At 72.0% G+C, this 26684-nt stretch carries 21 protein-coding genes; 8 read left to right on the top strand and 13 right to left on the bottom strand.

The window, feature by feature from the left end; translation table 11 throughout:
* Positions 1–8: 8 nt before the first annotated feature.
* Together HAV40_RS17675 and gltB are read right to left on the bottom strand one after the other, a co-directional pair.
* Positions 9–1478 carry a glutamate synthase subunit beta gene (locus tag HAV40_RS17675; protein ID WP_166382547.1) on the bottom strand — a complete coding sequence of 490 codons (1470 nt, stop codon included), beginning with the start codon at positions 1476–1478 and terminating at the stop codon, positions 9–11.
* Positions 1471–6084: a glutamate synthase large subunit gene (gltB, locus tag HAV40_RS17670; RefSeq protein ID WP_409364926.1), complete on the bottom strand. Its 4614-nt coding sequence runs from the start codon at positions 6082–6084 to the stop codon at positions 1471–1473. Before gltB ends, HAV40_RS17675 begins: the two co-directional genes overlap by 8 nt.
* A 590-nt stretch (positions 6085–6674) precedes the next feature.
* Between gltB and HAV40_RS17665 the strand changes: the two genes are divergently transcribed.
* Positions 6675–7529 carry a mechanosensitive ion channel family protein gene (locus HAV40_RS17665; protein ID WP_166382545.1) on the top strand — a complete coding sequence of 285 codons (855 nt, stop codon included), beginning with the start codon at positions 6675–6677 and terminating at the stop codon, positions 7527–7529.
* Positions 7530–7646: 117 nt separating this feature from the next.
* Here the strand turns inward: HAV40_RS17665 and HAV40_RS17660 are convergent, their stop codons facing one another.
* The 8 genes from HAV40_RS17660 to hisI form a co-directional block, all read right to left on the bottom strand.
* The gene (locus HAV40_RS17660) at positions 7647–8957 is read right to left on the bottom strand and encodes an FAD-dependent oxidoreductase (RefSeq protein WP_338076421.1); all 1311 of its coding nucleotides are present in this window, start codon (positions 8955–8957) and stop codon (positions 7647–7649) included.
* Positions 8854–9975 carry a prolipoprotein diacylglyceryl transferase gene (gene lgt, locus HAV40_RS17655; protein WP_166382541.1) on the bottom strand — a complete coding sequence of 374 codons (1122 nt, stop codon included), beginning with the start codon at positions 9973–9975 and terminating at the stop codon, positions 8854–8856. Before lgt ends, HAV40_RS17660 begins: the two co-directional genes overlap by 104 nt.
* A gap of 65 nt (positions 9976–10040) precedes the next feature.
* Positions 10041–10397 carry a hypothetical protein gene (locus HAV40_RS17650; RefSeq protein ID WP_203671050.1) on the bottom strand — a complete coding sequence of 119 codons (357 nt, stop codon included), beginning with the start codon at positions 10395–10397 and terminating at the stop codon, positions 10041–10043.
* A gap of 226 nt (positions 10398–10623) precedes the next feature.
* Positions 10624–11481, bottom strand: a complete 858-nt coding sequence (gene trpC, locus HAV40_RS17645; protein ID WP_166382682.1) for an indole-3-glycerol phosphate synthase TrpC — start codon at positions 11479–11481, stop codon at positions 10624–10626.
* Positions 11482–11742: 261 nt separating this feature from the next.
* Positions 11743–12540 (bottom strand): spermidine synthase, encoded by a 798-nt coding sequence (locus HAV40_RS17640; protein ID WP_203671052.1) that lies wholly within the window; start codon positions 12538–12540, stop codon positions 11743–11745.
* On the bottom strand, positions 12524–12751 hold the full coding sequence (locus HAV40_RS17635) for a Trp biosynthesis-associated membrane protein (protein WP_166382539.1): 228 nt from the start codon (positions 12749–12751) through the stop codon (positions 12524–12526). Before HAV40_RS17635 ends, HAV40_RS17640 begins: the two co-directional genes overlap by 17 nt.
* A 77-nt stretch (positions 12752–12828) precedes the next feature.
* A complete protein-coding gene (locus HAV40_RS17630) occupies positions 12829–14379 on the bottom strand; it encodes an anthranilate synthase component I (RefSeq protein ID WP_166382537.1) in 1551 nt (516 codons plus the stop codon).
* Positions 14376–14747: a phosphoribosyl-AMP cyclohydrolase gene (gene hisI, locus HAV40_RS17625; RefSeq protein WP_308440996.1), complete on the bottom strand. Its 372-nt coding sequence runs from the start codon at positions 14745–14747 to the stop codon at positions 14376–14378. The genes HAV40_RS17630 and hisI overlap by 4 nt, the downstream gene beginning before the upstream one ends.
* Before the next feature lie 267 nt (positions 14748–15014).
* Between hisI and HAV40_RS17620 the strand changes: the two genes are divergently transcribed.
* From HAV40_RS17620 to HAV40_RS17605, 4 genes are all read left to right on the top strand, one after another.
* A complete protein-coding gene (locus HAV40_RS17620) occupies positions 15015–16631 on the top strand; it encodes a hypothetical protein (RefSeq protein WP_166382060.1) in 1617 nt (538 codons plus the stop codon).
* Positions 16632–16756: 125 nt separating this feature from the next.
* The gene (locus HAV40_RS17615; protein WP_166382535.1) at positions 16757–17512 is read left to right on the top strand and encodes an ABC transporter ATP-binding protein; all 756 of its coding nucleotides are present in this window, start codon (positions 16757–16759) and stop codon (positions 17510–17512) included.
* Complete coding sequence (locus tag HAV40_RS17610) at positions 17509–18237, top strand: ABC transporter permease (protein WP_166382533.1); 729 nt, start codon at positions 17509–17511, stop codon at positions 18235–18237. The genes HAV40_RS17615 and HAV40_RS17610 overlap by 4 nt, the downstream gene beginning before the upstream one ends.
* Positions 18238–18342: 105 nt before the next feature.
* On the top strand, positions 18343–18957 hold the full coding sequence (locus HAV40_RS17605) for a TetR/AcrR family transcriptional regulator (protein WP_166382531.1): 615 nt from the start codon (positions 18343–18345) through the stop codon (positions 18955–18957).
* Here the strand turns inward: HAV40_RS17605 and HAV40_RS17600 are convergent.
* Entirely contained in the window at positions 18954–19415 is a 462-nt protein-coding gene (locus HAV40_RS17600; protein ID WP_166382529.1) for a hypothetical protein, read from the bottom strand. The genes HAV40_RS17605 and HAV40_RS17600 overlap by 4 nt on opposite strands.
* Before the next feature lie 79 nt (positions 19416–19494).
* Here HAV40_RS17600 and rpsD point away from each other — a divergent pair, with 79 nt between their 5' ends.
* Positions 19495–20103, top strand: coding sequence for a 30S ribosomal protein S4 (gene rpsD / locus HAV40_RS17595; RefSeq protein WP_166382527.1), 609 nt, complete (start codon positions 19495–19497; stop codon positions 20101–20103).
* A 50-nt stretch (positions 20104–20153) separates the two neighbouring features.
* Here rpsD and HAV40_RS17590 read toward each other — a convergent pair whose 3' ends face one another.
* Both HAV40_RS17590 and HAV40_RS17585 read right to left on the bottom strand, forming a co-directional pair.
* A complete protein-coding gene (locus HAV40_RS17590; protein WP_166382525.1) occupies positions 20154–21956 on the bottom strand; it encodes an ABC transporter ATP-binding protein in 1803 nt (600 codons plus the stop codon).
* 67 nt (positions 21957–22023) lie between these two features.
* Positions 22024–23811, bottom strand: coding sequence for an ABC transporter ATP-binding protein (locus HAV40_RS17585; protein ID WP_203671073.1), 1788 nt, complete (start codon positions 23809–23811; stop codon positions 22024–22026).
* A 214-nt stretch (positions 23812–24025) separates the two neighbouring features.
* Between HAV40_RS17585 and HAV40_RS17580 the strand changes: the two genes are divergently transcribed.
* Positions 24026–24658 carry a TIGR03085 family metal-binding protein gene (locus HAV40_RS17580; RefSeq protein WP_166382523.1) on the top strand — a complete coding sequence of 211 codons (633 nt, stop codon included), beginning with the start codon at positions 24026–24028 and terminating at the stop codon, positions 24656–24658.
* A 151-nt stretch (positions 24659–24809) separates the two neighbouring features.
* Entirely contained in the window at positions 24810–26633 is a 1824-nt protein-coding gene (locus tag HAV40_RS17575; RefSeq protein WP_166382521.1) for an AMP-dependent synthetase/ligase, read from the top strand.
* Positions 26634–26684 lie beyond the last annotated feature (51 nt).

Raw genomic sequence — 26684 nt, 5'->3', positions numbered from 1 at the left:
TTCGCTGCTCAGGCGGGGATGAGCGGACGCGACGACGGTTCGACCGGGGCAGGCAGGCTGCCCTCGCCGCCGAGGTAGCGGTGGATGGCGGCGGCGGCGCTGCGGCCCTCGGCGATCGCCCAGACGATCAGGGAGGCGCCCTTGTGCGCGTCGCCCGCGACGAAGACGCCGTCGGCCGGGGTCTGCCAGTCCGGGCCGCACTCGACGGTGCCCCGCGCGCTGCGGGCCAGGCCGAGCTGGTCCAGTGCCTCGGCGGCGTCGGTGCCCTCGAAACCGATGGCCAGCAGCACCAGGTCCGCCGGGATCTCCCGTTCGGTGCCCGCGACCTCGGTCACCACACCGCGCCCGTTCACCCGCTCGACGATCACGTCGACCAGCACGATCGCGCGGACGCGGCCCTGCTCATCACCCGTGAAGCGCTGCACCGCCACCGAGAAGACCCGGTCGCCGCCCTCCTCGTGCGCGGCGTAGTTGCGCAGGATCCAGGGCCAGGTCGGCCACGGGTCCCGGCCGGAGTCACGCGCGTCCGGCGGCTGCGGGTAGCGGTCCAGCTGGGTCACCGACGCCGCGCCCTGCCGGTGGGCGACGCCCAGGCAGTCCGCGCCGGTGTCGCCGCCACCGATGATGATCACGTGTTTTCCGGCGGCGGTGATCTGCGGCTGCGGTCCCCCGGCGACGGCCACGTTGGCCTGCGTCAGGTGCACCATCGCCTGGTGGATGCCCGCCAGCTCGCGGCCCGGGGTCCCGGTCTCGCGACCGGCGAGTGCCCCCGTGGCCAGCAGCACCGCGTCGTGCTCGGCCCGCAGCTGCGCGGCGGACACGTCCACGCCGACGTTCACGCCGGTGCGGAAGGCCACGCCCTCGGTCAGCAGCTGCTCGACGCGGGCGTCGATGTGCTGCTTCTCCAGCTTGAAGTCCGGGATGCCGTAGCGCAGCAGGCCGCCGATAGCGTCGTCGCGCTCGTACACGGTCACCGCGTGACCGGCGCGGGCCAGCTGCTGCGCGGCGGCCAGCCCGGCCGGGCCGGACCCGACCACGGCCACCGTCTTGCCCGACGGGGCGACGGCCGGCTGCGGGCGGACCCGGCCGTTCTCGTACGCCCGGTTGATGATCTCGACCTCGACCTGCTTGATCGTGACGGCGTCGTCGCCGATCGCCAGCACGCAGGAGGCCTCGCACGGCGCGGGGCACAGCCGCCCGGTGAACTCCGGGAAGTTGTTCGTGCTGTGCAGCGACTGGATCGCGGCGTTCCAGTTGCCGGTGCGGACCAGGTCGTTCCAGTCCGGGATCCGGTTGCCCAGCGGGCAGCCCTCGTGGCAGAACGGGATGCCGCAGTCCATGCAGCGGCCCGCCTGCTCACGGATCAGCTCGTCGTCGGCGGAGGGGTACACCTCGCGCCAGTCCATGATGCGCACCGGCACCGGCCGGCGGGCCGGCATACGCCGGCCGAAACGCAGGAAACCATTGGGGTCAGGCACGTGCGACCTCCATGACCGCGGCGTCGATGTCGCGGCCGGCAGCCTCGGCGGCCCGCATGGCTTCGATCACGCGCTTGTAGTCGCGCGGGATCACGGCGGTGAAGCGTTCCACGCTGCCCGCCCAGTCGGCCAGCAGCTTCTCCGCCACCGCCGACCCCGTCTCCTGGAAGTGCCGCTCGACGATCTCCAGCAGCCCCTCCGCCTCGACCTCGCCGACCGGGCCGAGGTCGACCAGCTCCCGGTTGACCAGCAGCGGGTCCAGGTCGAGCACGAACGCCGCGCCGCCGGACATGCCCGCGGCGAAGTTGCGCCCGGTCGGGCCGAGCACCACCACGGTGCCGCCGGTCATGTACTCGCAGCCGTGGTCGCCCACGCCCTCCACGACCGCGGTCGCGCCGGAGTTGCGCACCGCGAACCGCTGCCCGACCCGGCCGCGCAGGTACACCTCACCGGAGGTCGCGCCGTACAGCAGGGTGTTGCCCGCGATGATGTGCTCCTCGGCGGCGAACTGGCTGCGCGCGTCCGGGCGCACGATCAGCCGCCCGCCGGACAGGCCCTTGCCCGCGTAGTCGTTCACGTCGCCGATCATCCGCAGCGTCACCCCGCGCGGCACGAACGCGCCGAACGACTGCCCGGCCGTGCCGTGCAGGGTGATGTCGATGGTGCCGTCGGGCAGGCCCGCGCCTCCCGCGCGCCGCACGACCTCACCGCCCAGCATCGCCCCGACGCTGCGGTGCTCGTTGCGCACCGCCACGTCGAAGCGCACCGGCGCACCGTTGAGCAGCGCCGACTCGGCGTGCCGCAGCAGCGTGTTGTCCAGCGAGTGCTCCAGCCCGTGGTCCTGGTCACGCACCTTGCGGGGCGCGTCGCCGTACGGGGAGGTGGGCACGATCAGCACCGGCGACAGGTCCAGGCCGTGCGCCTTCCAGTGCTCGGTGGCCGGGGCCAGGTCGAGCAGGTCGGCGCGGCCCACGGCCTCGTCGATGCTGCGCAGGCCCAGTGCGGCCAGCTGCTCGCGCACCTGCTCGGCGAGGAACCAGAAGAAGTTCTCCACGAACTCCGGCTTGCCGGTGAAGCGCTCGCGCAGCACCGGGTTCTGGGTGGCGATGCCGACCGGACAGGTGTCCAGGTGGCAGACCCGCATCATGATGCAGCCCTCGACGATCAGCGGAGCGGTGGCGAAGCCGAACTCCTCCGCGCCCAGCAGCGCCGCCACGATCACGTCGCGGCCGGTCTTGAGCTGGCCGTCGACCTGCACGGTGACCCGGTCGCGCAGCCCGTTGAGCAGCAGCGTCTGCTGCGTCTCGGCCAGGCCCAGCTCCCACGGGGTGCCCGCGTGCTTGAGCGAGTTCAGCGGGGACGCACCGGTGCCGCCGTCGTGGCCGGAGATCAGGATGACGTCGGCCTTCAGCTTGGCCACGCCCGCCGCGACCGTGCCGACGCCGACCTCGCTGACCAGCTTGACGTGCACCCGCGCGCCCGGGTTGACGCACTTGACGTCGAACACCAGCTGCGCCAGGTCCTCGATCGAGTAGATGTCGTGGTGCGGCGGCGGCGAGATCAGGCCGACGCCCGGCGTGGCGTGCCGGGTCTTGGCGATCCACGGCCACACCTTGTTGCCGGGCAGCTGCCCGCCCTCGCCGGGCTTCGCGCCCTGCGCCATCTTGATCTGGATGTCGTCGGCGTGCACCAGGTACTCGGTGGTCACGCCGAAGCGGCCGGAGGCGACCTGCTTGACCGCCGAGCGGCGGGCCGGGTCGTACAGGCGCTCGACGTCCTCGCCGCCCTCACCGGTGTTCGACTTGCCGCCGATCCGGTTCATCGCGATGGCGAGGGTCTCGTGCGCCTCGGCAGAGATGGAGCCGTACGACATCGCGCCGGTGGCGAACCGCTTGACGATCGCCGACGCGGGCTCGACCTCCTCGATCGGGATCGGCGTCGTGTCGGCGAACCGGAACAGCCCGCGCAGCGAACCCGCCGCGGCGGCCAGCCCGTCGACCTTCTCGGTGTAGCGCTGGAACACGTCGTACTGCCCGGAGCGGGTGGCGTGCTGGAGCAGGAACACCGTCTCGGGGTTGAACAGGTGCACCTCGCCCTCGCGGCGCCACTGGTACTCGCCGCCGACCTCCAGCCGCCGGTGCGACTGCTCCGCCGGGTTCGTCGGGTACGCCACCGCGTGCCGCGCCGCGACCTCGGCGTGGATCTCGGCCAGGCCGATGCCCTGGATGCGGCTCGGCGTGCCGGTGAAGTAGCGCTCCACCAGGTCAGACGACAGGCCGACGGCCTCGAACACCTGCGCGCCGCAGTACGACGACACGGTCGAGATGCCCATCTTGGACATGATCTTCTGGATGCCCTTGCCGAGCGCCTTGACGACGTTGCGCACGGCCTTCTCGGGCGCGATGTTCGGCAGGATGCCCGTGGTGATCAGGTCTTCGACGCTCTCGAAGGCCAGGTAAGGGTTGATCGCGGCCGCGCCGAAGCCGACCAGCACGGCGGCGTGGTGCACCTCGCGGCAGTCGCCGGACTCGACGACCAGCGCGACCTGGGTGCGGGTCTGCTCCCGCACCAGGTGCTGGTGCACCGCCGCGGTCAGCAGCAGCGACGGGATCGGGGCCAGGTCGGCCGTGGAGTCGCGGTCCGACAGCACCAGGATGCGCACGCCGTCCTCGATCGCCTCGGACACGTGCCGCCGGATCTCGGTCAGCCGGGCCCGCAGGCCCTGCGCGCCGTCGCGCAGCGGGTACAGGCCGGAGACCCGCACCGCCTTGAAACCGGGCAGGTCGCCGTCCTCGTCGATGGACAGGATCTTGGCAAGCTCGTCGTTGTCGATGATCGGGTGCGGCAGCACGATCTGGCGGCAGCTGGTCGGGCCCGGGTCCAGCAGGTTGCCCTCCGGGCCGATGGTCGACGCCAGGCTGGTGACCATCTCCTCCCGGATCGCGTCCAGCGGCGGATTGGTGACCTGCGCGAAGATCTGGTGGAAGTAGTCGTAGAGCAGCCGCGGGCGGCTCGACAGCGGCGAGATCGGGGTGTCGGTGCCCATCGAGCCCAGCGGCTCCGCCCCGGCCCGCGCCATCGGCGCCAGCAGGATCTTCAGCTCCTCCTCGGAGTAGCCGAAGGTCTGCTGGCGGCGCTGCACCGAGTCGTGGGTGTAGACGATGTGCTCGCGCTCGGGCAGGCCCTCCAGGTGCATCAGCCCGCTGTGCAGCCAGTCGGCGTACGGCTGCGACGCGGCGAGGTCGCTCTTGAGCTCCTCGTCGGAGATGACCCGGCCCTGCTCGGTGTCGACCAGGAACATCCGGCCCGGCTCCAGGCGGCCCTTGGCCACCACGGTCGCCGGGTCGAGGTCGATCATGCCCGCCTCGCTGCCCAGCACGACCAGGCCGTCCTCGGTGCGCCACCAGCGCCCGGGGCGCAGGCCGTTGCGGTCCAGCACCGCGCCGACGACCGTGCCGTCGGTGAAGGCCACCGCCGCCGGGCCGTCCCACGGCTCCATCAGGCTCGCGTGGAACTGGTAGAACGCCCGCTTGGCGGGGTCCATCACCGGGTCGTTCTCCCACGCCTCGGGGATCATCATCAGCACCGCGTGCGGCAGGCTGCGCCCGGTCAGGTGCAGCAGCTCCAGCACCTCGTCGAAGTTCGCCGAGTCCGACGCCTCCGGCGTGCAGATCGGGAACAGCCGCCGCAGGTTGCCCGGCAGCAGCGGACTGTTCAGCAGCGCCTCGCGGGCCTGCATCCAGTTCTTGTTGCCGCGGATCGTGTTGATCTCGCCGTTGTGCGCGATGAACCGGTACGGGTGGGCCAGCGGCCAGCTCGGGAAGGTGTTCGTGGAGAACCGCGAGTGCACCAGCGCGATCGCGCTGACCACGCGCTCGTCGGACAGGTCCGGGAAGAAGCTCGCCAGCTGGTCGGGCGTGAGCATGCCCTTGTACGTGATGGTCCGCCCGGACAGCGACGGGAAGTACAGCGGAACGCCGCGCTCGCGGGTCTCCCGCTCGGTCTGCTTGCGCACGCAGTACGCCACGCGCTCCAGCTCCAGGCCGCTCAGGGCCTCGCCGTAGCGGTGCGCGCTGATGCTGTGCGCGGCCAGGAACACCTGCCGGATGCGGGGCCGCGCGGCGTCGGCGGTCGCGCCGAGCCCCTCGGCGTCAACCGGCACGTCGCGCCAGCCGAGGATCTGCGCGCCCTCCACCAGGGCGTACTTCTCCAGCACGGTCAGCGCGCGGGCCTCGTCGGCGCCGTTGACCGGCAGGAAGACCAGACCGGTCGCGTACTGGCCCGCGGGCGGCAGCGGGAAGTCGACCACCTCGCGCAGGAACGCGTCCGGCACCTGCAGCAGGATGCCCGCGCCGTCACCGGTCGTGGTCTCGGCGCCACGCGCGCCGCGATGGTCCAGGCGGCACAGCGCGGACAGGCCGCGGGCCACCACGGAATGGCTGCGCCGGCCGTGCACGTCGGCCACGAAGGCCACGCCGCAGGAGTCGTGCTCGAAGGCCGGGTCATAGAGACCGACCGCGGCCGGTGCGGCCGACATACCAGGCTGCGTCGCGGCCGGAGCGGCCGTCATACCAGGCTGCAGGGGGTGCGGGTACGGCGATGCCACCGGGCCTCCTGTCGTCACGGGGAATGAACATCGGTATCGGCCACGAACGGGATGGATGCCTGAAAACCGCGACTGCGATGGCGCGGGGGCTATGCCGGGTTCGTCAGCGGTGCCTTATCCGAGCGGGACGACGTCGGCCCTTGAATGAACCCGCAGGTTCAGCGGTACACCGACTCCCTCGCGCGGTCGCACGAGTATGGGGACGAGTCTGTGAGTGTTGAGTCTACGTTAAACGCCCTGGGTGTCCACCAGACACAGATTGATCACACGTCCACATTCTGGGAAGCTACATCCCAGTTAGTAAGTAAGCGCGAATGTCACAGGAGTCCTGCCCCGCCTGTCTTCACGCCGGTGGCGGGCATGTTTCCCGCGCGTGTCGGGCGCGTCGCCGACGTTAACGCCGCGCCGCCGGGTCCGCCGCGCCGCGCCCTCCACCGCACCGAGACATCGACACCCGCCACGCGCTGTATCGACGGCCGCCACTTGATCACCACGTCGTCCCGGAACGTTTCGACATTTCGGCTGATCTGCTCCGTTATCGGGCTTAGTCTGCGGCTGGAAGGTCCCGCGCCGCTGGAAGGTGGACGACCGTGAATCCGACCGTGCAGGTTCTGCTCAGCGCGCTGGCGTACATCGCCCTCAAGGTGCTCGCCTGCGCGGCCATCCTGATCATCGGCTGGATCATCGCCAAGGCGATCGGCAGCCTCGTCGACAAGGGCCTGGCCAAGGCCCGGTTCAACCACCTCGCCCAGCGCACCGGCATGGACCGGTGGACCGGCCGCTACACCCCCAGCGGGCTGGTGGGCAAGCTGGTCTACTACGCGCTGCTGCTGTTCACGTTCCAGCTCGCGTTCAGCGTGTTCGGGCCCAACCCGATCAGCAACCTGATCGACACCGTGATCAGCTGGCTGCCACGCCTCATCGTGGCCTGCGTGATCCTGGTCGTCGCGGTCGCCATCGCCAACGCCGTGTTCGACGTGATCACCAACGCGCTCTCGCACTTCTCGTACGGCCGCACCATCGGACGCATCGCCCAGGTCGTGATCATCGCGTTCGGCGTGATCGCCGCGCTCAACCAGATCGGCGTCGCCACCACCATCACCATGCCGGTGCTGATCGCGATCCTCGGCACCATCGCGGGCATCCTCATCGTCGGCGTCGGCGGCGGCCTCATCGGCCCCATGCGCGAGCGCTGGGAGCGCGCGCTGAACAAGGTCGAGGAGGAGAGCTCCCGCGTCTCCGAACACCTCAAGACCCGCGCCGCCGAGCAGCGCGCCACCGACACCGCAGCCCTGTCCAAGGACCGCGGCGACACCATGGTCCAGCCCAAGTACCCCGGCGAGACCCCCTCCGACACCAAGCCCTCGGCCAAGGAATCCGCCGACAGACTCACCGAGAAGGCCACCGCCCTGCGCAACGACATGAAATCCGGCCCCGAACTCTGACCCGGCCGCCCCGACCCCTCGCGAACCTCGCCATGATCGCTGTTTCCGGTCAGAGAATGGGGTCAGACCGCACCTTCTGACCGGAGACAGCGATCATGGCCGACGTCTCGGGGGCTGTCAGGCGGTGGGGGGTTGCCAGTCGGCGGCGACGGTGGCGGCGCGGTCGAGGACGCGGGGGGCCAGGGTGCCGAAGGCGCGGTCGCGGGCGCGGGTGACCAGGTTGCCGCGCGGGGCGAGAACCGCGCCGACGCGCTGGGTCTGGCGGACCACCTGGGCGGCGCGGGAGCGGCGGGCGGCGGAGTACGCGGCGAGGGCGGCGTTGCAGGCCGGGCCGGGGATCGCGGGCAGCAGCAGCGCGCGCAGCGTGGCCGCGTCCTCCAGGGCCAGCCCGGCGCCCTGGGCGAGGTGGTGCGGCATGGCGTGGGCGGCGTCGCCGACCAGCGCGAAGCCACCTGTGCCGACCGGGAAGGCCAGCTCGTTGGGCAGCGGGCGCAGCTGGCGGCCGTCCTGCTGCACCAGGTCGTCGGGTTCGGTGGCGGCCAGCAGGTCCGCGATCGGCGCGTGCCAGCCCGCGAACCAGCGCTTGAGCAGCGTCAGCTGGGTCGCCTTCGACTCCGGCCGGGCCGCCCCGGCCACGGTCGCGGTCCAGTAGATGCCGCCCCGGCTGGACGCGCCGGAGCTGCCCCGGTCACCGAGCGAGGCGGCCAGGAAGCGGTAGCCGCCGCTGAGCGTCTCCCCGGCCAGGACCAGGTCGTCGGGCAGCTTCGGGGCGCGATACCAGGGGATGACCGCCCGCCAGGCGGCGTAGCCGGAGCTGACCGCGATCGACTGCGGCGCGAGCCGGGCCCGCAGCGTGCTGTCGGCCCCGTCGGCGGCGATGATGACGTCGGCTTCCCAGGTGTGCCGGCCGTCGCCGACGGCGGGGCGGTCACCGGCGCGGGCGTGCATGCTGCGCACGGTGATGCCGGTGCGGATCTCGATGTGGTCGCCGAGCCCGGCGATGAACGTGTCGTGCAGGTCCTCAGCGTGCACCACGACCGGCGCGGCCAGGGCCGCGGTCGGCGAGGGCTGGGCCAGCCACTGGCCGTCGGCGCGGCGCAGGCCGCCCATCGGCACCCGGGTCCCGATGGCGGCCAGGCCGGCGCCCAGCCCGAGGGAGCGCAGCGCGGCGACGGCGTTGGGCCACAGCAGCAGCGCGGCGGGGTCGGCCCGCAGCCGGTCCGCCCGCTCCAGCAGGGTGACCTGCCAGCCGGTGCGCGCGAGCGCACCCGCCGTGGCGAGGCCTCCGATGCCCGCACCGACCACCACCGCGCTGCGCATCGCCTCAGTCCTTCGTCGCGGTGGACTTCTGCGTGGACAGGTCCGCACCCTCGTCGGAGGGGTCGTCGAACTCGTCGGACACCGCGCGTGGCGTGTCGTCGGCGGCACCGTCCCCGTCGCTGTCGGCGGACACGGCGTCGGGGCGGGTGCCGTCGGCCAGGTAGGCCTGGTACTGCGCCTCGGTGACGGTGGTGAAGCCCTTGGCGGGCTCGCCGTCGGCGTCGACGTTCGGGATCAGGAACTCCTGCTGGCCCTTGCGGAGGAAGAAGAAGATCGCCGCGCCCAGGAAGACGATGATCGAGGTCCAGACGTTGAGGCGCATGCCGCCGATCATGGTGGCGGTGTCGGTGCGCATCGCCTCGATCCAGCCGCGGCCCAGCGTGTAGAGCATGACGTACAGGGCGAAGGCGCGGCCCCGGCCGAACTTGAAGCGCTTGTCCAGGGCGTACACGACACCGGCGACGCCGAGGTTCCACAGCAGCTCGTAGAGGAACGTCGGGTGGTAGAGACCCTCGCGCAGCTCCGGCTGGCCGTCCGGGCCGAGCATGGCCTGCCCCGGCTGGGTGTCGGACATGACGTGCACCTGCAGGCCCCACGGCAGGTCGGTCTTGCCGCCGTACAGCTCGTTGTTGAACCAGTTGCCCAGGCGGCCCACGGCCTGCGCCAGCGGCAGGCCGACGGCCATGGTGTCGGCCACGAAGCTGAACGACATGCCGAGTTGGCGGCAGGCCAGCCACGCGCCGACCGCGCCACCGGCGACGCCGCCCCAGATGCCGAGGCCGCCCTCCCAGATGTAGAGCGCCTTGACCAGGTCACCGCCCTGCCCGAAGTACGCCTCGGGAGAGGTGAGCACGTGGTAGATCCGCGCACCGACGATGCCGAACGGCACCGCCCACACGGCGATGTCGAGCACGGCCCACGGCGGGGCTCCCCGGCTGCGCATCCGCCGGTCGGTGACGAAGCAGGCGAGCACGATGCCCGCGATGATGCACAGCGCGTACGCCCGCAGCGGCACGGGTCCGAGTTGCCAGACCGCCGTGGACGGGGACGGGATGGAGGCGAGGTTCACGGGCCAGAACACTACCGTCCCCGACCCCCAACTCCACACCCCCGGCCGTCCGATCATTTTCGCTGATCATGAACTTGCGGGCGGTGTCACGCCCGTCAGTTCATGATCGGCCGAGCGGCGGGTCAGACGAGCCACTGTGCCCCGTGGTGATGGTGGTACGGAAGCACGTCGAGATCGGGGTCGCGCGGATCGCGTACGGCCGCCCGGAGAGCCAGCCGCAGGCGCTGGCGGGCCTGACGCTCACCCTGGGCGGCGAAACGGGCGGCGTCGCCGTCACCGGGTCGCCAGCGGGCCCAGCGGTGCACCTCGATGCGGTGGCGCAGTCTGCGCGGGCGCGGGCGCCGGCCCTCCCGGTGGGCGTCACGCAGACACGCGTCGCTGTAGCGCAGGTCGAAGAGCTCCGCGACACGCAGTGCCGTGCCGGTCAGCGGCAGTGGGAGGTGGTGATTCGCGGTGAGATGTCGGACAGAACGGGACAACGCGGCTCCTTCCGGTAGCCGCCAGGTTGTTCCTGGCAGCTACCGGAAGCCGCTGGGTCCGTCACCGCGTGCGCTCATGGCGCGATCGAACCACGACCGCGCCACCGCGTCAGAGCCGACCGGAGATCCTGGGTGAGCGCCCGCCGGGCGGGCAGGCCGCCGTTCGCGAGGGCTCCTTCGGCGTAAGCCGCCCCGTCGGATCGGGGCGGTCAGCGCGGAGGAAACGTCAGCGGGTCGGCCGCGGCGTCGCGGGGTGGTTGCCGGCGTTGACGAGCTCGGCGACGGCGTCGCGCGGACTCTTCTGGGTCACCAGGCCCTCACCGACCAGCACCGCGTCGGCTCCCGCCGAGGCGTACTTGATCAGGTCCAGCGGACCCCGGACGCCCGACTCGGCGATCTTGACGACGCTGTTGGGCAGGCCCGGGGCGATCCGCTCGAACACCGACCGGTCCACCTCCAGCGTGCGCAGGTTGCGGGCGTTCACGCCGATGACGCGCGCGCCGGCCTCCAGGGCACGGTCGGCCTCCTCCTCGGTGTGCACCTCGACCAGCGGGGTCATGCCCAGCGACTCGATGCGGTCCAGCAGGCCCGTCAGCACCTTCTGCTCCAGCGCCGCGACGATCAGCAGGACCAGGTCCGCGCCGTACGCCCGCGCCTCGTGCACCTGGTACGCCGAGCACACGAAGTCCTTGCGCAGCACCGGGATCGCCAGCCGGGCCCGGACCGCGGCCAGATCGTCCAGCGAGCCGCCGAACCAGCGGCCCTCGGTCAGCACGCTCACCGCGCGCGCCCCGCCCGCCTCGTACTCCGCGGCCAGCTCCGCCGGGTCCGGGATCTCCGCCAGCGCGCCCTTCGAGGGCGACGAGCGCTTCACCTCGGCGATCACACCGACGCCGGAACGGCGCAGCGCCGCGTACGCGTCCAGGGGTGGCGCGGTCGCTGCCGCGCGCTTCTTGATCTCGTCCATGGAGACCTGGTTCTGGCGCGCCTCGACGTCCTCACGGACCCCCGCGATGATCTCGTCGAGCACGCTGCCGCCGCTGTCTCGCATCGATGCGCTCGGGGCCGGTTCGCCAGGCTCCATGCTGCTCAGCTCGTCGGATGCCATGGCCAGACTCTAGGCACTGCCCGCCAGCGCAAGCTAATCGGGGTATGGCGTGCCTCACCAATCGGCCTAGTGCATAATGCCCGGCTGCCGGCGTCCGCGTCGCGGACCCGGTGGCTGGGGTCACTTCCACGATGACCGAGGGTGGTTCCGGCCATCACACGGGTTGCGGGTGCGATTTCGGGGAAAGTGCGGTTATTCGGTACTGGATACGTGCTGTTTCCCCGGAAACTGTCGCCGTCACTGGTCGCGTTGGGGTTGGGCGTTGCGGAGGAAGTCGGCGAGTTGGGGCCCGTGTTCTACGCGGGCCCGGGTGGGGTCGGCGGCTATGCGGCGGGTGAGGGCGCGGACGCCTTCGGGGTTGTTGCCGGCGACCATGAGGAGGTTGCCGGTGCCTCGGCCGCGCAGGAGGGCGGCGTCGGCTACCACTGCCACCTGGGGGAAGGCCTCGCGGAGGGTGGCTGCCTGGCGGCGGGCCACCGTGAGAGGGGCCGCGTCCATGATGTTGGCGAGGTACCAGCCGGTGGGGCGCAGGGCGCGGTGGGCGGCCTGGGCGAACTCGACGGTGCTGACGTGCGGGGGGACCTTGTTGCCGGTGAAGATGTCGGCGACGATCACGTCCGTGGAGGCGGGGTCGGCGGCTTCCAGGGCGGCGCGGGCGTCGGCGATGATCATCTCGGTGTCGGGGTCGGCGAGGGGCAGCCGGGTGGTGACCAGGTCGGCGAGGGCGCGGTCGAGCTCGACTACGTGCTGGGTGCTGCCGGGGCGCATCGCGGACAGGCAGCGGGGCAGGGTCATCGCGCCGCCGCCCAGGTGCAGCACGTCCAGCGGGCCGGGCGGGCAGACGGCGTCGATGACGTCGGCGAAGCGGCGGATGTAGTCGAACGCGATCAGCGTCGGATCGTTGAGGTTGACGTGCGACTGGGCGGTGCCGTTCAGGCGCAGCAGCCACGCGTCGGGCAGGTCCGGGTCGGGGATCAGCTCGGCGGTGCCGGTGTCGACGCGGACGACCAGCGCGCGGTCAGACACGCGTTTCATCGGTGAGGTCCTCGCCCCGATCGAGGGCGTCCCACACGTCGCGCGGGTCGTCGGGGCGGGGGGCGGCGGGGGCGGCCCGCCGGGCGTGGTTGCCGGAGCGCCGCCAGTACCAGACCGCGACCACGCCCGCGGCGAGCGCCAGCAGCGCGGGGCGCACCCACGACACCGTGCCGCCGGGCACGAACCACAGCACCACCAGGGCCGCGAGCACCCCTAAAACGATCATTCTGGTACGCGGAGGGCGGGCGCCACGCGTTGACGCCACCGGTGGCGTCGGCTCGGGGGCGGTCATCGCGCGGCCTGCAGGGTCTGCGCGGTGGCGATGGCGGCGAGCACGGCCATGGCCTTGTTCTGGGTCTCCAGCTCCTCCAGGGCGGGGTCGGAGTCGGCGACCACCCCGGCTCCGGCCTGCACGTACGCGACGCCGTCGCGCAGCAGCGCGGTGCGGATCGCGATGGCCATGTCCAGGTCGCCACCGAAGCCGAAGTAGCCGACCGTGCCGCCGTACAGGCCGCGCCGGGTCGGCTCCAGCTCCTCGATGATCTCCATGGCGCGGACCTTCGGGGCGCCGGACAGGGTGCCCGCCGGGAACGTGGCGGCCAGCGCGTCCAGCGGCGAGGTGTCCTCGCGCAGCTCGCCGACGACCGTGGAGACGATGTGCATGACGTGGCTGTAGCGCTCGACCGTGGCGAACTCCGGCACCTCCACGGTGCCCGCGCGGGAGAACCGGCCCAGGTCGTTGCGGCCCAGGTCGACGAGCATGACGTGCTCGGAGCGCTCCTTCGGGTCCGCGACCAGCTCCGCGGCCAGCGCGGCGTCGGCCTCGGGCGTCTCGCCCCGCGGGCGGGTGCCCGCGATCGGGTGCAGCAGCGCGCGGCGTACACCGTCGTCGCCTTTGGTGATCTTCACGTGCGCCTCGGGGGACGAGCCGACGATGTCGAAGTCGTCGAAGCGCAGCAGGTACATGTACGGGCTGGGGTTGGTGGCCCGCAGCACCCGGTAGATGTCGAGCGGGTCGGCCTCGGTGCGGGTCTCGAAGCGCTGCGACACCACGATCTGGAAGCAGTCACCGGCCCGGATCGCCTCCTTGGCGACCTCCACCGCCTTGCCGAACTCACCGGACGGCGTGCGCGACACCAGCTCCGCCGGGCGCACCGCGGTCACCGTGGAGACCATCGGCGGGGTGGGCCGGGACAGCGCCGTCGTCATCGCGTCCAGGCGGCCGATCGCGTGGTGGTAGGCCGCCGCGACCTGGTCGGCGTCGGCGTGCTCGGGCAGCACCGCGTTGGCCACCACGATCGCCTGGCCCAGGTAGTGGTCCAGCACCACCAGGTCGGTGGCCAGGAACAGGCCCAGCTCCGGCACGTGCAGGTCGTTCTCGGCCAGTCGCGGCAGCCGCTCGAACCGGCGCACCAGGTCGTACGCCAGGAAGCCCACCAGCCCGCCGGTCAGCGGGGGCAGCCCCTCGTCGCCGACGTCGGGGCTGGTCAGCGCGGCGACGGTGGCCCGCAGCACGGCGACCGGGTCGCCCTCGACCGGCACTCCGTCGGGCGGGCTGCCCAGCCAGTGCGCCTGCCCGCCGCGCTCGGTCAGCGTCGCCAGGCTGCGCACCCCGATGAAGGAGTATCGCGACCAGGCCGTGCCCGACGCGCCCGCGCCCTGCTCGGCCGACTCCAGCAGGAAGGTCCCCGGGCCACCTGCCACCTTCCGGTACACCCCGACCGGCGTCTCCGCGTCGGCCAGCAGGCGGCGGATCACCGGCACGACCCGGCCACCGGCCGCGCGGGTCCGGAACCCGGCCAGGTCGGGGCTGACCGCCCCGCTGCTCGACGTGCTCATACCGTCGCCTCGCCGACGACGGCCACGGGCAGCTCCACGGTGAAGCAGGTGCGGGTGCCGGTATGGCACGCCGGGCCGACCTGCTCCACGCTGACCAGCAGCGCGTCGCCGTCGCAGTCCAGCGCCACCGACCTGACGTGCTGGTGGTGGCCGGAGGTCTCGCCCTTCACCCAGTACTGCCCGCGGCTGCGTGACCAGTAGGTGGCCCGGCCGGTGGACAGCGTGCGGCGCAGCGCCTCGTCGTCCATCCAGGCCAGCATCAGCACCTCACCGGTGTCGTGCTGACGCACCACGGCCGCGACGAGCCCGTCGCGGTCACGCTTCAAACGGGCGGCGATCGCCGGATCCAGCTGCTCGGTCCCTGACACACCGGAATTCTCCCTCACCGCCGATCACCCCGCCGCGCAGGTGCGGCCGACGTCTCACCCACCAAGATCGTCCGACCTGTCCGGCACCCGTGCGTATCGTGACCGCGCATCCCCCCGCCTGCCAGGCGAGTCCGATGATCGAGGTGGCCCCGGTCACAGTTATGGACGCTGGTATGACGCGGGAACGGGCAGCCCGGCGGTACCTTGACGGGCATCTGCGCGCAGCGCCCGCGGGCGCTCTCCCCCACCGCGAGAGCCGAGGATCGCATGACCAACCCCCACTTCGCGCCACTCCCGGCGCACATCCCCACCTTCATCCCCCCGGCCCAGCCGCCGGCCCCCGCCGCCGAGACCGTCGACGAGCTGGAGCCCACCCTGCAGCTGAGCCCGCACGAGCAGGCCGCACTGCTGGAACACACCACCGAGCTGGCCATCGTGCCCCCGCAGGCCACCGAGGCCGAGCACGGCCCCGAGGCCGAAGCCGACGACGAGACCCCCGACGCCCAGGCTGACGCGGACGAGTCCGCCGGAGCCGACGCGGAGGACACCCCCGATGCGGCCGCCGACAGCGCGACGCCCGACGCGGAAGCCGACACCGATGCGTCCCCCGAGTCCGAAACGGACCCGGACACCGCCGAATCCCCGGCGGGCGAAGCGGACGCGGAGAGCCCCGACGCGGAAGCCGACGCTGACGGATCCTCTGAGGCGGAAACCGAGACCGACGGCGACGCGGAGGCGGACGCGGACCTTGACGCAGCGTTCGAGGCGGCGAACGACGAAGATGCGGATGCCGAGGCTGCGACCGACGCGGTGGACGCTGAGGCGGTGACCGGCGACGACGAGGACGCGGTAGCTGCTGAGGCGGTGACCGACGACGACGCGGACACCGAGGACGCGGTGGACGCGGTGGCGCTGACCGACGACCAGGCGGACACCGATGACCTGACTGACGCGGTGGACGCCGAGGACGCGGCCGACACGGTGGACGCCGAGGACGCGGCCGACACGGTGGATGCCGAGGCCACGGCCGTGGACGGCGTTGACGCCGAAGGCGACGATGCGGAGGCCGAGGCGCTGGCCGACGCCGCGGACGCCCCGGAAGCGGAACTGGACGAGCTCGCCGAGGACGACGACGAGGACGCGATCGAGGCGGCCGCCGACGAGACCCCCGACGCCGAGACCGAGCCGGTGGTCGACGCGGAGGGCGACGAGACCCCCGACGCGGTGGCCGAGGCCGGGGACGAGACCCCGGATGCGGCGGCCGACACGGAGGTGGACGCCGAGACCGCGGTCGTGGAGGCCGACGAGGCAGTTGACGCCCCTGAGGTTGAGGCCGACGAGCAGGCCGAGGCTGCGGCCGATGTCGTCGACGCCGGGACGGAAGCTATCGGCGACCAGGCCGAGGTGGCGGAGGCGGACGTCGAGGGGACGCCTGCCGCCGACACCGAGCAGGCTCCGGTCGCCGACGCGGCCGAGGACGACGCACCGGCGCTGGTGGCGGCCGGGCAGTTCGACGCGGCGGCCGGCGAGACCGACGACGAGGACGACGACGAGCCGCTGGACGTGGCACAGGTCGCGCCCACGGCGACCGCGCTGCGGCCGGGTGACGTGGCCGAGACGTCGATCGCGGTGTGGGAGGCGGAGCAGGCGCAGCGCTTCCGCGACGCGTGGCGTGAGGTGCAGATCCGGTTCGTGGACGAGCCGGAGTCGGCGCTGAACGACGCGCAGTCGCTGGTCGGCGAGGCGGTGTCGGCGCTGGCCGCGCAGCTGCTGGCCGAGCAGGGCGAGCTGGACCCGCGGCAGGGCGCGGCGACGGACACCGAGGCGATGCGCGTCGCGATGCGCGGGTACAAGAACTTCCTCGACCGGGTGCTGGCGCTCTGAGGTGATTCCTGGTCCCGGGGAGCGCGCACACCCCCGGGACCAGGGTCCACACGAGCGCATTGCCATGCGCGAACAATTCACCTACCGTTGAGTTCATCAAGCGTTGAATTCTACGGAGGACTCCCATGACATCCGCGATCGAGGTCGCCGACCTCGTCGTACACCGGGGAGCCAGGCCTGTGCTGCACGGCCTGAGCTGCACCATCCCGGAGGGCAGCGTGACCGGCCTGCTGGGCCCGTCGGGCAGTGGCAAGACCACGCTCATGCGCGCGATCGTGGGCGTCCAGGTGGTGCGGTCGGGCACGGTCACCGTGCTGGGCCGCCCGGCCGGGGACGCGAAACTGCGCAGCCAGATCGGCTACCTCACCCAGGCCCCCAGCGTGTACGCCGACCTGACGGTCCGCGAGAACGCCCGCTACTTCGCCGCGCTCTACGGGCTGGGCCAGTCCGAGGCCGACGCCGCGGTGCGTGACGTGGGCCTGGAGCAGGCCGGTTCGCAGCTGGTCGGCAACCTGTCCGGCGGGCAGCGCAGCCGGGCCTCGCTGGCCTGCGCGATCGTCAGCAAGCCGAAGGTGCTGGTGCTCGACGAGCCGACGGTGGGCCAGGATCCGGTGCTGCGCGACGAGCTGTGGGCGCAGTTCCGGGGTCTGGCCGAGAACGGCTCGACGCTGGTCGTGTCCAGCCACGTGATGGACGAGGCCAACCGCTGCGACCGGCTGCTGCTGATCCGCGAGGGTTCGCTGATCGCCGACGACACCCCCGCCGCGGTCAAGGCGTCCGCCGGCACGGACGACCTCGACCAGGCCTTCCTTACCCTGATCCGGCGCCAGGGCGTGCCCGCCCCGCGCGCCGCCGGCGAGACGAGCGAGGTCCCGTCATGATCCTGCTGCACACGACCGGGCGCATCCTGCGCCAGCTGCGCCACGACCGCCGTACGGTGGCGATGCTGGTGGCCGTGCCGACGCTGCTGCTGACACTGCTCTACTTCATGTACGACGGCCAGCCGGGCGTCTTCGACCACATCGCACTGATCATGCTGGGCGTCTTCCCGTTCATCATCATGTTCCTGATCACCAGCATCGCCATGCTGCGCGAGCGCACCACCGGCACGCTGGAGCGGCTGCTCACCACGCCACTGCGCAAGACCGACCTGCTGTTCGGCTACGGGCTCGCGTTCGGGGTGGCCGCGGCGGTTCAGGCGGGCTTCGCCAGCGCGCTGGCCTACCTGGTGCTCGACCTGGACACCCAGGGCGCGGCCGGGTACGTCGTCATGATCGCCGTGGCGAACGCGGTGCTGGGCATGGCGCTGGGCCTGCTGGCCAGCGCGTTCGCCAAGACGGAGTTCCAGGCGGTGCAGTTCATGCCGGTGCTGGCGGTGCCGCAGCTGCTGCTGTGCGGGCTGTTCGTGCCGCGTGACCTGATGGCGGGCTGGCTGCAGGCGATCAGCGACGTGCTGCCGCTGACGTACGCCGTCGAGGCGCTGCAGGAGGTCGGCGCGCACGCCGAGCCGACCGGCACGATGTGGCGCGACTTCGCCATCGTCGCCGGTGCGGTGGTGGTGGCGCTGGTCGCCGCCGCGGGCACGCTGCGCCGCCGCACCCCCTGACCGCCGCGCCCGGCCCCGTCCGGGAGAATCATCGGCGACGACGAGCACGGACGTCCCCGGCCTGCCGCACCGAGCGGCGTGCCGGGGACGCGCTGGAAGGGCCAGATGAAGCGCAGCCGCACCGGGCGACGGCCGGGCAACCCCGACACCCGCGAGGCGATCCTCGCCGCGGCACGCCAGCTGTTCGCGGAGAAGGGCTTCGACGCCGCGACGATGCGTGCCATCGCGGCCGCGGCCGAGGTGGACCCGGCCCTGGTGCACCACTACTTCGGCACCAAGGAGCAGCTGTTCGTCGCGACCATGCAGTTCCCGATGGATCCCCGGGAGCTGATCGACCAGGTCGTGGCGGGCGGCAAGGACGACGCGGGCGTACGCCTGGCCCGGCTGTTCGTGACCGTCTGGGACTCGCCGGTCGGCACCGTCGGGGTGTCCGTGGTCCGCTCGGCGATGACCAACGAGTGGAGCATGCGCCTGTTCCGCGAGTTCGTGACCACGCAGATCCTGCGCCGCGTCCAGGCGGAGCTGAAACTGGACCCGGCGCAGGCCCCGCTGCGCGCGTCGCTGGTGGCCAGCCAGATCGGCGGGCTGGTCCTGATGCGTTACATCGTGAAACTGGAGCCGCTGGCCTCGCTGCCTGCCGAGCAGGTGGTCGCCGCCGTCGCGCCGAACCTGCAGCGTTACCTGACCGGCGACCTCGGCTCGGCCGCCAGCGGGAGCTAGGCCACCGACGCGGCCGGTTCGGCCGCCGCGTAGTCCTCGACGTCGATCTCGGTCAGGTGCCCGGTCGGGCACTCCAGCCGCACCTCGGCGACGTCCATCCGGTACAGCCGGAAGCCGCGCCCCACGTCGAGCAGGTCGCTGACCGGGTTCACGCTCGCGAACTCCAGGGCGGCGGCGCGCGCCTCGATGTCCTCGAGCGCGGTGGCCCAGCCGGACACCCAGACCCGCGCCCCGCGCGACTCCCCCACGGCGAGCACGACGGCGGTGTCGTCACCCTCGCCGTCGCGCGGGCGCAGCGCGTTGTCGAGCTGCCCGCCGTCGCGGCACAGCAGCAGCGGGCGTCCTTCGTGGTCGGTGGCGTGGCGCACCCGGTACGGGCTGGCGTGGAACGGGACCTGCGCCACGCCGGGCAGGCGGCCGGCTGTCATGGAGCGGGCGATCTCGGCGGGGTGCGGCACGGCGGTCCTCCAACGTCGGTTAGGCTTACCTTCGTTAGGCCAGCCTAACCTATGACATCCGGACGTTGGAGGCACCCTCGTGAACCAAGCGCGGCCCAAGGCGAAGCTGTCCCGGGCTCTCGGCATCCCGCTGACCCGCAAGTGCGTCAAGTACTTCGAGCGGCGGCCGTTCCCGCCGGGCGTGCACGGACGGGCCCGCAAGAAGCCCTCCGACTACCAGGTCCGGCTGCTGGAGAAGCAGCGCCTACGCCACCAGTACTTCATCAGCGAGACGCAGCTGCGCAACCAGTTCGACAAGGCCGCCCGCAGCTCCGGCAAGACCGGCGAGACCCTGCTCGTCGCCCTGGAGTGCCGCCTGGACGCCCTGGTCCTGCGCGCCGGCTTCGCCCGCACCATCTACCAGGCCCGCCAGGCCGTCGGGCACGGCCACATCGCCGTCGACGGCCAGAAGGTCGACCGCCCGTCCTACCGGGTGAAGCCCTGGCAGACCATCACCGTGCGCGAGCGCAGCCGCACCAAGCCCCCGTTCCAGATCGCCGCGGCGGGCGGGCACCTCGACGGGCCGACCGCCCCGTACCTGGAGGTCAGCCTCACCGACCTGCGCGCCACGCTGACCCGCGAGCCGCTGCGCACCGAGATCCCCGTGATCTGCGACGAGCAGCTGGTCGTCGAGTTCTACTCGCGCTGACCCCGTAAACGACGATCGCGACGGCCACTGCGGCCGTCGCGATCGTCGTGTCAGCGGGTCTGTTCGAGCCAGGACGCGTAGAGCTTGGCGTAGACGGAGTCCGGCAGGGTCAGCAGTTCGTCGTGCGGGCCCCGCTGGATGACCACGCCCTTGTCCACGACGATGACCTCGTCGGCAGCCTGGGCCGTGGAGAGACGGTGGGCGATGGCCACCGTCGTGCGGCCCCGGGTCACCGCGTCGAGGGTGCGCTGCAGGCGCACCTCGGTGGCGGGGTCGACGGCGCTGGTGGCCTCGTCCAGGACCAGCAGGTCGGGGTCCGCCACGTAGGCGCGGGCCAGGGCGACGAGCTGGCGCTCGCCGACGCTCAGGGCTTCGCCCCGCTCGCCGACGGGGGTGTCGAGGCCGTGGGCCAGGCCCTGGACCCAGTCGAGCAGGCCCAGGTCGGTGAAGGCCTGCTCCAGCTCGGCGTCGGTGAGGTCGGGCCGGGCGAAGCGCACGTTCTCGGCGACCGTGGCGTCGAACAGGAAGCCGTCCTGCGGGACCATCACGACGCGGCTGCGCAGGGACGCGAAGCGCACGTCGGTCAGCGGGGTGCCCGACAGCAGCACCCGGCCCTCGCTGGGATCCATCAGGCGGGTGAGCAGCTTGGCGAACGTGGTCTTGCCGCTGCCGGTCTCGCCGACGACGGCGACCCGGGTCTTGGCGGCGACGTCCAGGTGCACCTCGTGCAGCACCCGCGGGCCGGGCTCGCCGTCCACCGGGTAGCTGAAGCTGACCCGCTCGAAGCTGATGTCCAGCGGGCCCTCCGGCAGGTCGACGCCGCGCTCGGCGGGGTCGGCCACGTCGGGCTCCAGGTCGACGACGTCGAGCAGCCGCCGCCAGCCCGCGACAGCGTTCTGGGCCTCGTTGAGCACCTCGGTGGCGATCTGGACGGGCTGGATGAACAGGGTGACCAGGAACAGGAACGCGGTCATCTCGCCGAACGTGATCTCACCGGCGACCCCGAACCGCACCCCGACCAGCACCACCGAGGCCAGCGCCAGCGCGGACGCGATCTCGCCGACGGAGAAGCTGGTCACGCTGATGCGCATGGCCCGGCGCTGCGCCTGCTGGTAGTCGTCGATGGTCGCGGACAGCTTCGCGCCGCTGCGCTCGGAGACGCCGTAGGCCCGGATCACCGAGGCGCCGACCACGGACTCCGAGATCGCGCCGAGCATGACGCCGATCCGGCGGCGGTTCTCGGCGTACGCCCCGGAAAGGCGCTTCTGGAAGGCCTTGATGACGACCACCGCGGGCAGGAACGCGGCCAGCACCACCAGGGTGAGCTGCCAGGAGTAGAACGCCATCACGATCGTGGTGACCACCAGCTGGCCGCCGTTGACCATGAGGATCACGCCGCCCCACTGGATGAACTGCGTGATCGAGTCGACGTCGCTGGTCACCCGCGACACCATGGTGCCCCGGCGCTCGGACTGCTGGTGCAGCATGGACAGGTCGTGGATGTGCCGGAACGTGCGCACCCGGATGTTGGCCAGCGCGGTCTCGCTGACCGTGAACAGCCGCCGCATCATGAAGTAGCCGCAGATCGTGGTGACGACCAGGATCAGCGCGGTGATGCCGACGACGGTCGCGATCACGCCCATGTCCAGGTGGCCGGTCTGCACGCCGAGGCCGCGGTCGATGCCCTGCTGGACCGCGACCGGCACCGCCGCGCGGCCGATCATCGCGATCAGGGCCAGCCCCAGCGTGCCCGCCAGACCCGCCTTGAGCTCAGGCGACAGCGAGATGCCCCGGCGGAACGTGGCCCAGGCCGACTCGGACCGGCTCTCTTGGGTGACAGCGGACGCGCTCACGCCTTCTCCTCGCTGCGCTCGTCGGCAGCGTGAGAATGCTGCGTCATGGTTCGCTCACTTAGCTCGCTCACGCGGCGACCTCCTCTTCCTGCTCGGCGGCGGAGGCCTCGTCGTAGAGGCGGTCGCGTTCGCGCTCCTCCTCGGCCTTCTCGTACGCGGTGACCAGGTCGGCGTACCCGCCGACGGTGGCCAGCAGCCGCTCGTGCGTGCCGGTGGCGATCACCCGGCCGGACTCGATGTAGACGACCTCGTCGGCCAGCGCGATGGTGGCCCGGCGGTACGCGACGACCAGGATCGTCGTGCTCTGCGCGGACCCGCGCAGCGAGGCCAGGATGCGGGCCTCCACGCGCGGGTCGACGGCGCTGGTCGCGTCGTCGAGGATGAGCAGCCGCGGCTGCCCGGCCAGCGCGCGGGCCAGGGTGACCCGCTGGCGCTGCCCGCCCGACAGCGAGGTGCCCCGCTCGCCGAGCTGGGTGTCCAGGTGCTCGGGCAGGCGCGCGATGAACGTGTCGGCCTGCGCGGTGGCCAGCGCCTCGTGCACCCGGTCGTCGTCGATGCCGGGCCGGTCCAGCGCGACGTTGCCGCGCACCGTGTCGTCGAAGACGAACGCGATCTGCGGCACCAGCGCCACCGCGTGGGCCAGCGACGCGGAGCTGAGCCCCCGCGCGTCGGTGCCGTCGAGCGCGATCTGCCCCTGTTCGGGGTCGAGCAGGCGGGCGGCCAGGGTGGCGATGGTCGACTTGCCGGAGCCCGTCGGGCCGACCAGTGCCACGGTGCGCCCGGCGGGCACGGTGAAGGTGACGTCGCGCAGCACCGGCTGGGCCGGGTCGTACGCGAAGTCGACGTTGCGGAAGCTCAGCTCGGCGGCGCCGGAGCCGGGCAGGTCCTGCGCGCCGTACGGCATCTGCCCGGTCGACTGGAGCACGTGCTCGACGCGGTCCCAGCCCGCGACCGAGCGCGGCAGGTCGCCGAGCACCCAGCCGATGGCCCGCACCGGGAACGCCAGCACGGTGAACAGGAAGGTCACCTGCACGACCTCGTTGAGCCCGATCGCGCCCTGGTCCATCCGCCACGCGCCGACCAGCAGCGCCAGCAGCGTGCCCAGGAACGGCAGCGACTCCATCAGCGGGTCGAACAGGCCGCGCAGCCGCCCGACGCTGATCAGCGCGTCGCGCAGCTCGCCCGCCCGCGCGGCGAAGCGGCGGGTCTCCAGGTCCTCGCGGCCCATGGTCTTGACCACCAGCGCGCCGTCGAAGCTCTCGTGGGCGATCGCGGCGACCTCGGCGCGCAGGTGCTGCGCGCGGGCCTGGCGCGGGGCCATCCGCCGGGAGAAGACCACGTTCATCACGAACAGCACCGGGAAGACCACCAGGCCGACCAGGGCCAGCGCCCAGTCCACCGAGAACAGCACGCCGACCGCGACGACCAGCATGAACATGGTGCCGACGGCGAACGGCAGCGGCGCGACCGGGAACCACGCGGCCTCGACGTCGGAGTTGGCGTTGGACAGCAGCGTGCCGGTGGCGTGGCGCTGGTGCCAGGAGACCGGCAACTGCAGGTAGCGGCGCGTCACCTCGTGGCGGTACCTGGCCTGCAGGGCGAACTGCATGAAGCCCGCGCCCAGCCGGCGGCCGAAGATGCCCGCGACCCGGCCCAGGCCCATCGCGATCAGCACCGTCGCACCCAGCGCCATCGCGCCCGCGGTGACGTCGCCGCCGGTGGTGGCGGGCTGGATGAGCTCGTCGACCAGCCAGCCGACCACGATGGCCTGCCCGATGACCAGCGCGCCGAACAGGCAGCTGCCCAGCACGGCCGTGGTGAACCGGCGCGGCTCGTCCCGGATTCCGCGCCACATCACCCGCGCCCCGCGGGCGAGCACGTCGCGACCGGTGATCTCCGGTTTAGCCGGCGCGTCGCCGGCAGTCTGCCCTGCCACTGGTATCCCCGTCGTCAAGGTCGGTAAGTATTTAGCTTGGCTTCCTATCCTTACCGACGCCGCTGCTCCAGGCGAGCGGGTATGGCCTGTGCCGGGCATCACACCGCCCTCGCGGGTACGTAGGATCGCCGACATGACCCGGTACGCCTTCGCTGAAAGGCTAGCCCTGGCCGACCTGATGGCCGAGGTCGGACCAGACGCCCCCACGCTGTGCGGGGACTGGACCGTGCGCGATCTCCTGGCGCACCTGCTGCTGCGGGAGCGCCGCCCCGACGCCGCCGCGGGCATCCTGATCAAGCGCTTCGCCGGGCACACCGCCAGGGTGCAGCGACGCTATGCCGCCCGCGACTTCGACACCCTGCTCACCGAGCTGCGGCATCCGCCGCGGTGGAGCCCCGCCGGGCTCGGGCCGCTGGACGAGGCCGTCAACCTGGCCGAGATGTTCATCCACCTGGAGGACATCCGCCGGGCGGTCGCCGACTGGGCACCCCGCAAGCTGGGCCCGGGACTGTCGGAGGCGCTGTGGGGGCAGGCCCGGCGGCGCGCGTCGCTGGTCCTGCGCCGTTACCCGGTGCAGGTGCGGGTGATCTCGCCGGGCCACGGCACGGTGACCACCGGGCGGGCCGGCACGCAGCCGCTCAACCTCACCGGCACGCCGGGCGAGCTGCTGATGTTCCTGTCCGGCCGGCAGGGCCACGCGCGGGCCAGCCTGGACGGCCCGCCGGAGCAGGCGGCCCGGCTGCGCGGGGCGCGGCTGGGCGTCTGAGCGGCAGGCCCGCGGGCCGGTGACAGCCCTGCTGACCCCTAGAAAAGATCTTCTCGAGGGGTTCCCCAAGCCCGTGCGCAGCATTACCCTTCGGTAACACCAAGTTAACGTGTCCCCCGTCACTCTTGCCTACCAGAGGCGGCCCCGACTCATGACCATTGATGTGCCCTACCGGTCTATTCCGGACATGTTCCTGCAGCGAGTGGCGGCGTCCCCCGACGCCCGCGCCTTCGGCGGCCCGGACGCGAACAATGCGCCGGTCTGGTACACCTGGGCCCAGATCGCGGAGCGCGCCAAGGCAATCGCCGCCGGTCTGACCACGCTCGGCGTCGGCAGCGAGGACCGCGTCGCGATCCTGGCCAACACCCGGCTCGACTGGATCGTCGCCGACCTCGGCATCATGTGCTCCAGCGCCGCGACGACCACGGTGTACCCGACCACCGAGCCCGAGGAGGCGTGCTTCATCGTCGCCGACTCCGGGTCGCGGGTGCTGATCGCGGAGAACCCGGCGCAGGCCGCCAAGATGAGCCGCGCCGCGGTGCCGACGCTCACCCACATCGTGCTGATCGACGGCGAGGCCGACCCGGCCGCCGAGTTCCCGCAGCTGACGCTGGCCGACCTGGAGCGCCGCGGGGCCGAGGCGCTGGCGGCCAACCCGTCGCTGGTCGACGACCTGATCGCGGGCATCGGCCCGGACAACCTGGCCACCCTGATCTACACCTCCGGCACCACCGGCCGCCCGAAGGGCGTCGAGCTGCTGCACCGCGGCTGGACCTGGGAGGGCGTGGCGCAGTCGGACGTCGGCGTGCTGCTGCCGACCGATGTGCAGTTCCTCTGGCTGCCGCTGTCGCACTCGTTCGGCAAGACCCTGATCTGCGGCATCATCCACGTCGGCGTGCCGACGTACGTGGACGGCCGGGTCGACAAGATCGTCGAAAACCTGGGCCTGGTCCAGCCGACGCTGATGTGCGGCGCGCCGCGCATCTTCGAGAAGGTCTACAACCGCGTCGTCAGCCAGGCCACCGAGGCGGGCGGGCTCAAGGCGAAGATCTTCGCGTGGGCGGTGCGGGTCGGCCGCGAGCGGGTCGCGCTGGAGCAGGCGGGCAAGCCGGTGCCCAGCGGCCTGATGCGCAAGTACGGCATCGCGCACAAGCTGGTGTTCAGCAAGCTGCACGCGCGGCTGGGCGGCAACATCCGCTACATGGTGTCCGGCTCGGCCGCGCTGTCCGTGCCGATCGCGGAGTTCTTCGCCGCCGCGGGCCTGCCCATCAGCGAGGGCTACGGCCTGACCGAGAACTGCGCGGGCGCGTTCGTCAACCGGCCCGGCGCGCTGAAGATCGGCACGGTCGGCCAGCCGCTCGGCGACCTGGAGATCCGGATCGATGAGGACGGCGAGATCCTGCTGCGCGGCGCGCCGATCATGCGGGGCTACCACAACCTGCCCGGTGAGACCGCGGCCGTGTTCACCGAGGACGGCTTCTTCCGCACCGGCGACATCGGCGAGCTCGACGCCGACGGCTTCCTGAAGATCACGGACCGAAAGAAGGACCTGGTCAAGACCTCAGGCGGCAAGTACATCGCGCCGAGCCACATCGAGGGCCTGTTCAAGGCGCTGTGCCCGTACACCTCGCAGGTGCTCGTGATCGGCAACTCGCGCAACTACTGCTCGATGCTGGTGTCCCTCGACCCCGAGGCGATCACCGGCTGGGCGGCGGGCACGCCGCTGGAGGGCAGGAGCTACCAGGAGATCGTGACCTCGGACGAGGCGAAGGCCATGGTCGGCGGGCACATCGACGAGCTGAACGCGAAGCTCAACCGCTGGGAGACCATCAAGAAGTTCACCATCCTGCCGCGCGACCTGACCATCGAGCACGGCGAGATCACCCCCTCGATGAAGCTGAAGCGACGCACAGTGGAGACCAATTTCGCCTCGGATATCGAGAAGATGTACCAGGGTTCCCTCGTCGAAATCTGATCCGGCGAGGTCTTTCTTTCCCACGCAGTGAGGTACGTAGGGGCGGCCACA

It is taken from the genome of Catellatospora methionotrophica (assembly GCF_011297335.1).
Lineage (GTDB): Bacteria > Actinomycetota > Actinomycetes > Mycobacteriales > Micromonosporaceae > Catellatospora > Catellatospora methionotrophica.
Note: the sequence above shows the minus strand (reverse complement) of the source record. Positions and strands in the feature narration are given on the sequence as shown.

Excerpts from the sequence above, each read along its gene's own strand:
- HAV40_RS17580 (WP_166382523.1), top strand. The coding sequence starts at position 24,026 with ATGACCCGGTACGCCTTCGCTGAAAGGCTAGCCCTGGCCGACCTGATG.
- HAV40_RS17605 (WP_166382531.1), top strand. The coding sequence starts at position 18,343 with ATGAAGCGCAGCCGCACCGGGCGACGGCCGGGCAACCCCGACACCCGC.
- lgt (WP_166382541.1), bottom strand. The coding sequence starts at position 9,975 with ATGATCGGACGGCCGGGGGTGTGGAGTTGGGGGTCGGGGACGGTAGTG.
- HAV40_RS17630 (WP_166382537.1), bottom strand. The coding sequence starts at position 14,379 with ATGAGCACGTCGAGCAGCGGGGCGGTCAGCCCCGACCTGGCCGGGTTC.
- HAV40_RS17585 (WP_203671073.1), bottom strand. The coding sequence starts at position 23,811 with ATGTGGCGCGGAATCCGGGACGAGCCGCGCCGGTTCACCACGGCCGTG.
- HAV40_RS17575 (WP_166382521.1), top strand. The coding sequence starts at position 24,810 with ATGACCATTGATGTGCCCTACCGGTCTATTCCGGACATGTTCCTGCAG.
- HAV40_RS17640 (WP_203671052.1), bottom strand. The coding sequence starts at position 12,540 with ATGAAACGCGTGTCTGACCGCGCGCTGGTCGTCCGCGTCGACACCGGC.
- trpC (WP_166382682.1), bottom strand. The coding sequence starts at position 11,481 with ATGGAGCCTGGCGAACCGGCCCCGAGCGCATCGATGCGAGACAGCGGC.
- HAV40_RS17615 (WP_166382535.1), top strand. The coding sequence starts at position 16,757 with ATGACATCCGCGATCGAGGTCGCCGACCTCGTCGTACACCGGGGAGCC.
- HAV40_RS17610 (WP_166382533.1), top strand. The coding sequence starts at position 17,509 with ATGATCCTGCTGCACACGACCGGGCGCATCCTGCGCCAGCTGCGCCAC.
- HAV40_RS17620 (WP_166382060.1), top strand. The coding sequence starts at position 15,015 with ATGACCAACCCCCACTTCGCGCCACTCCCGGCGCACATCCCCACCTTC.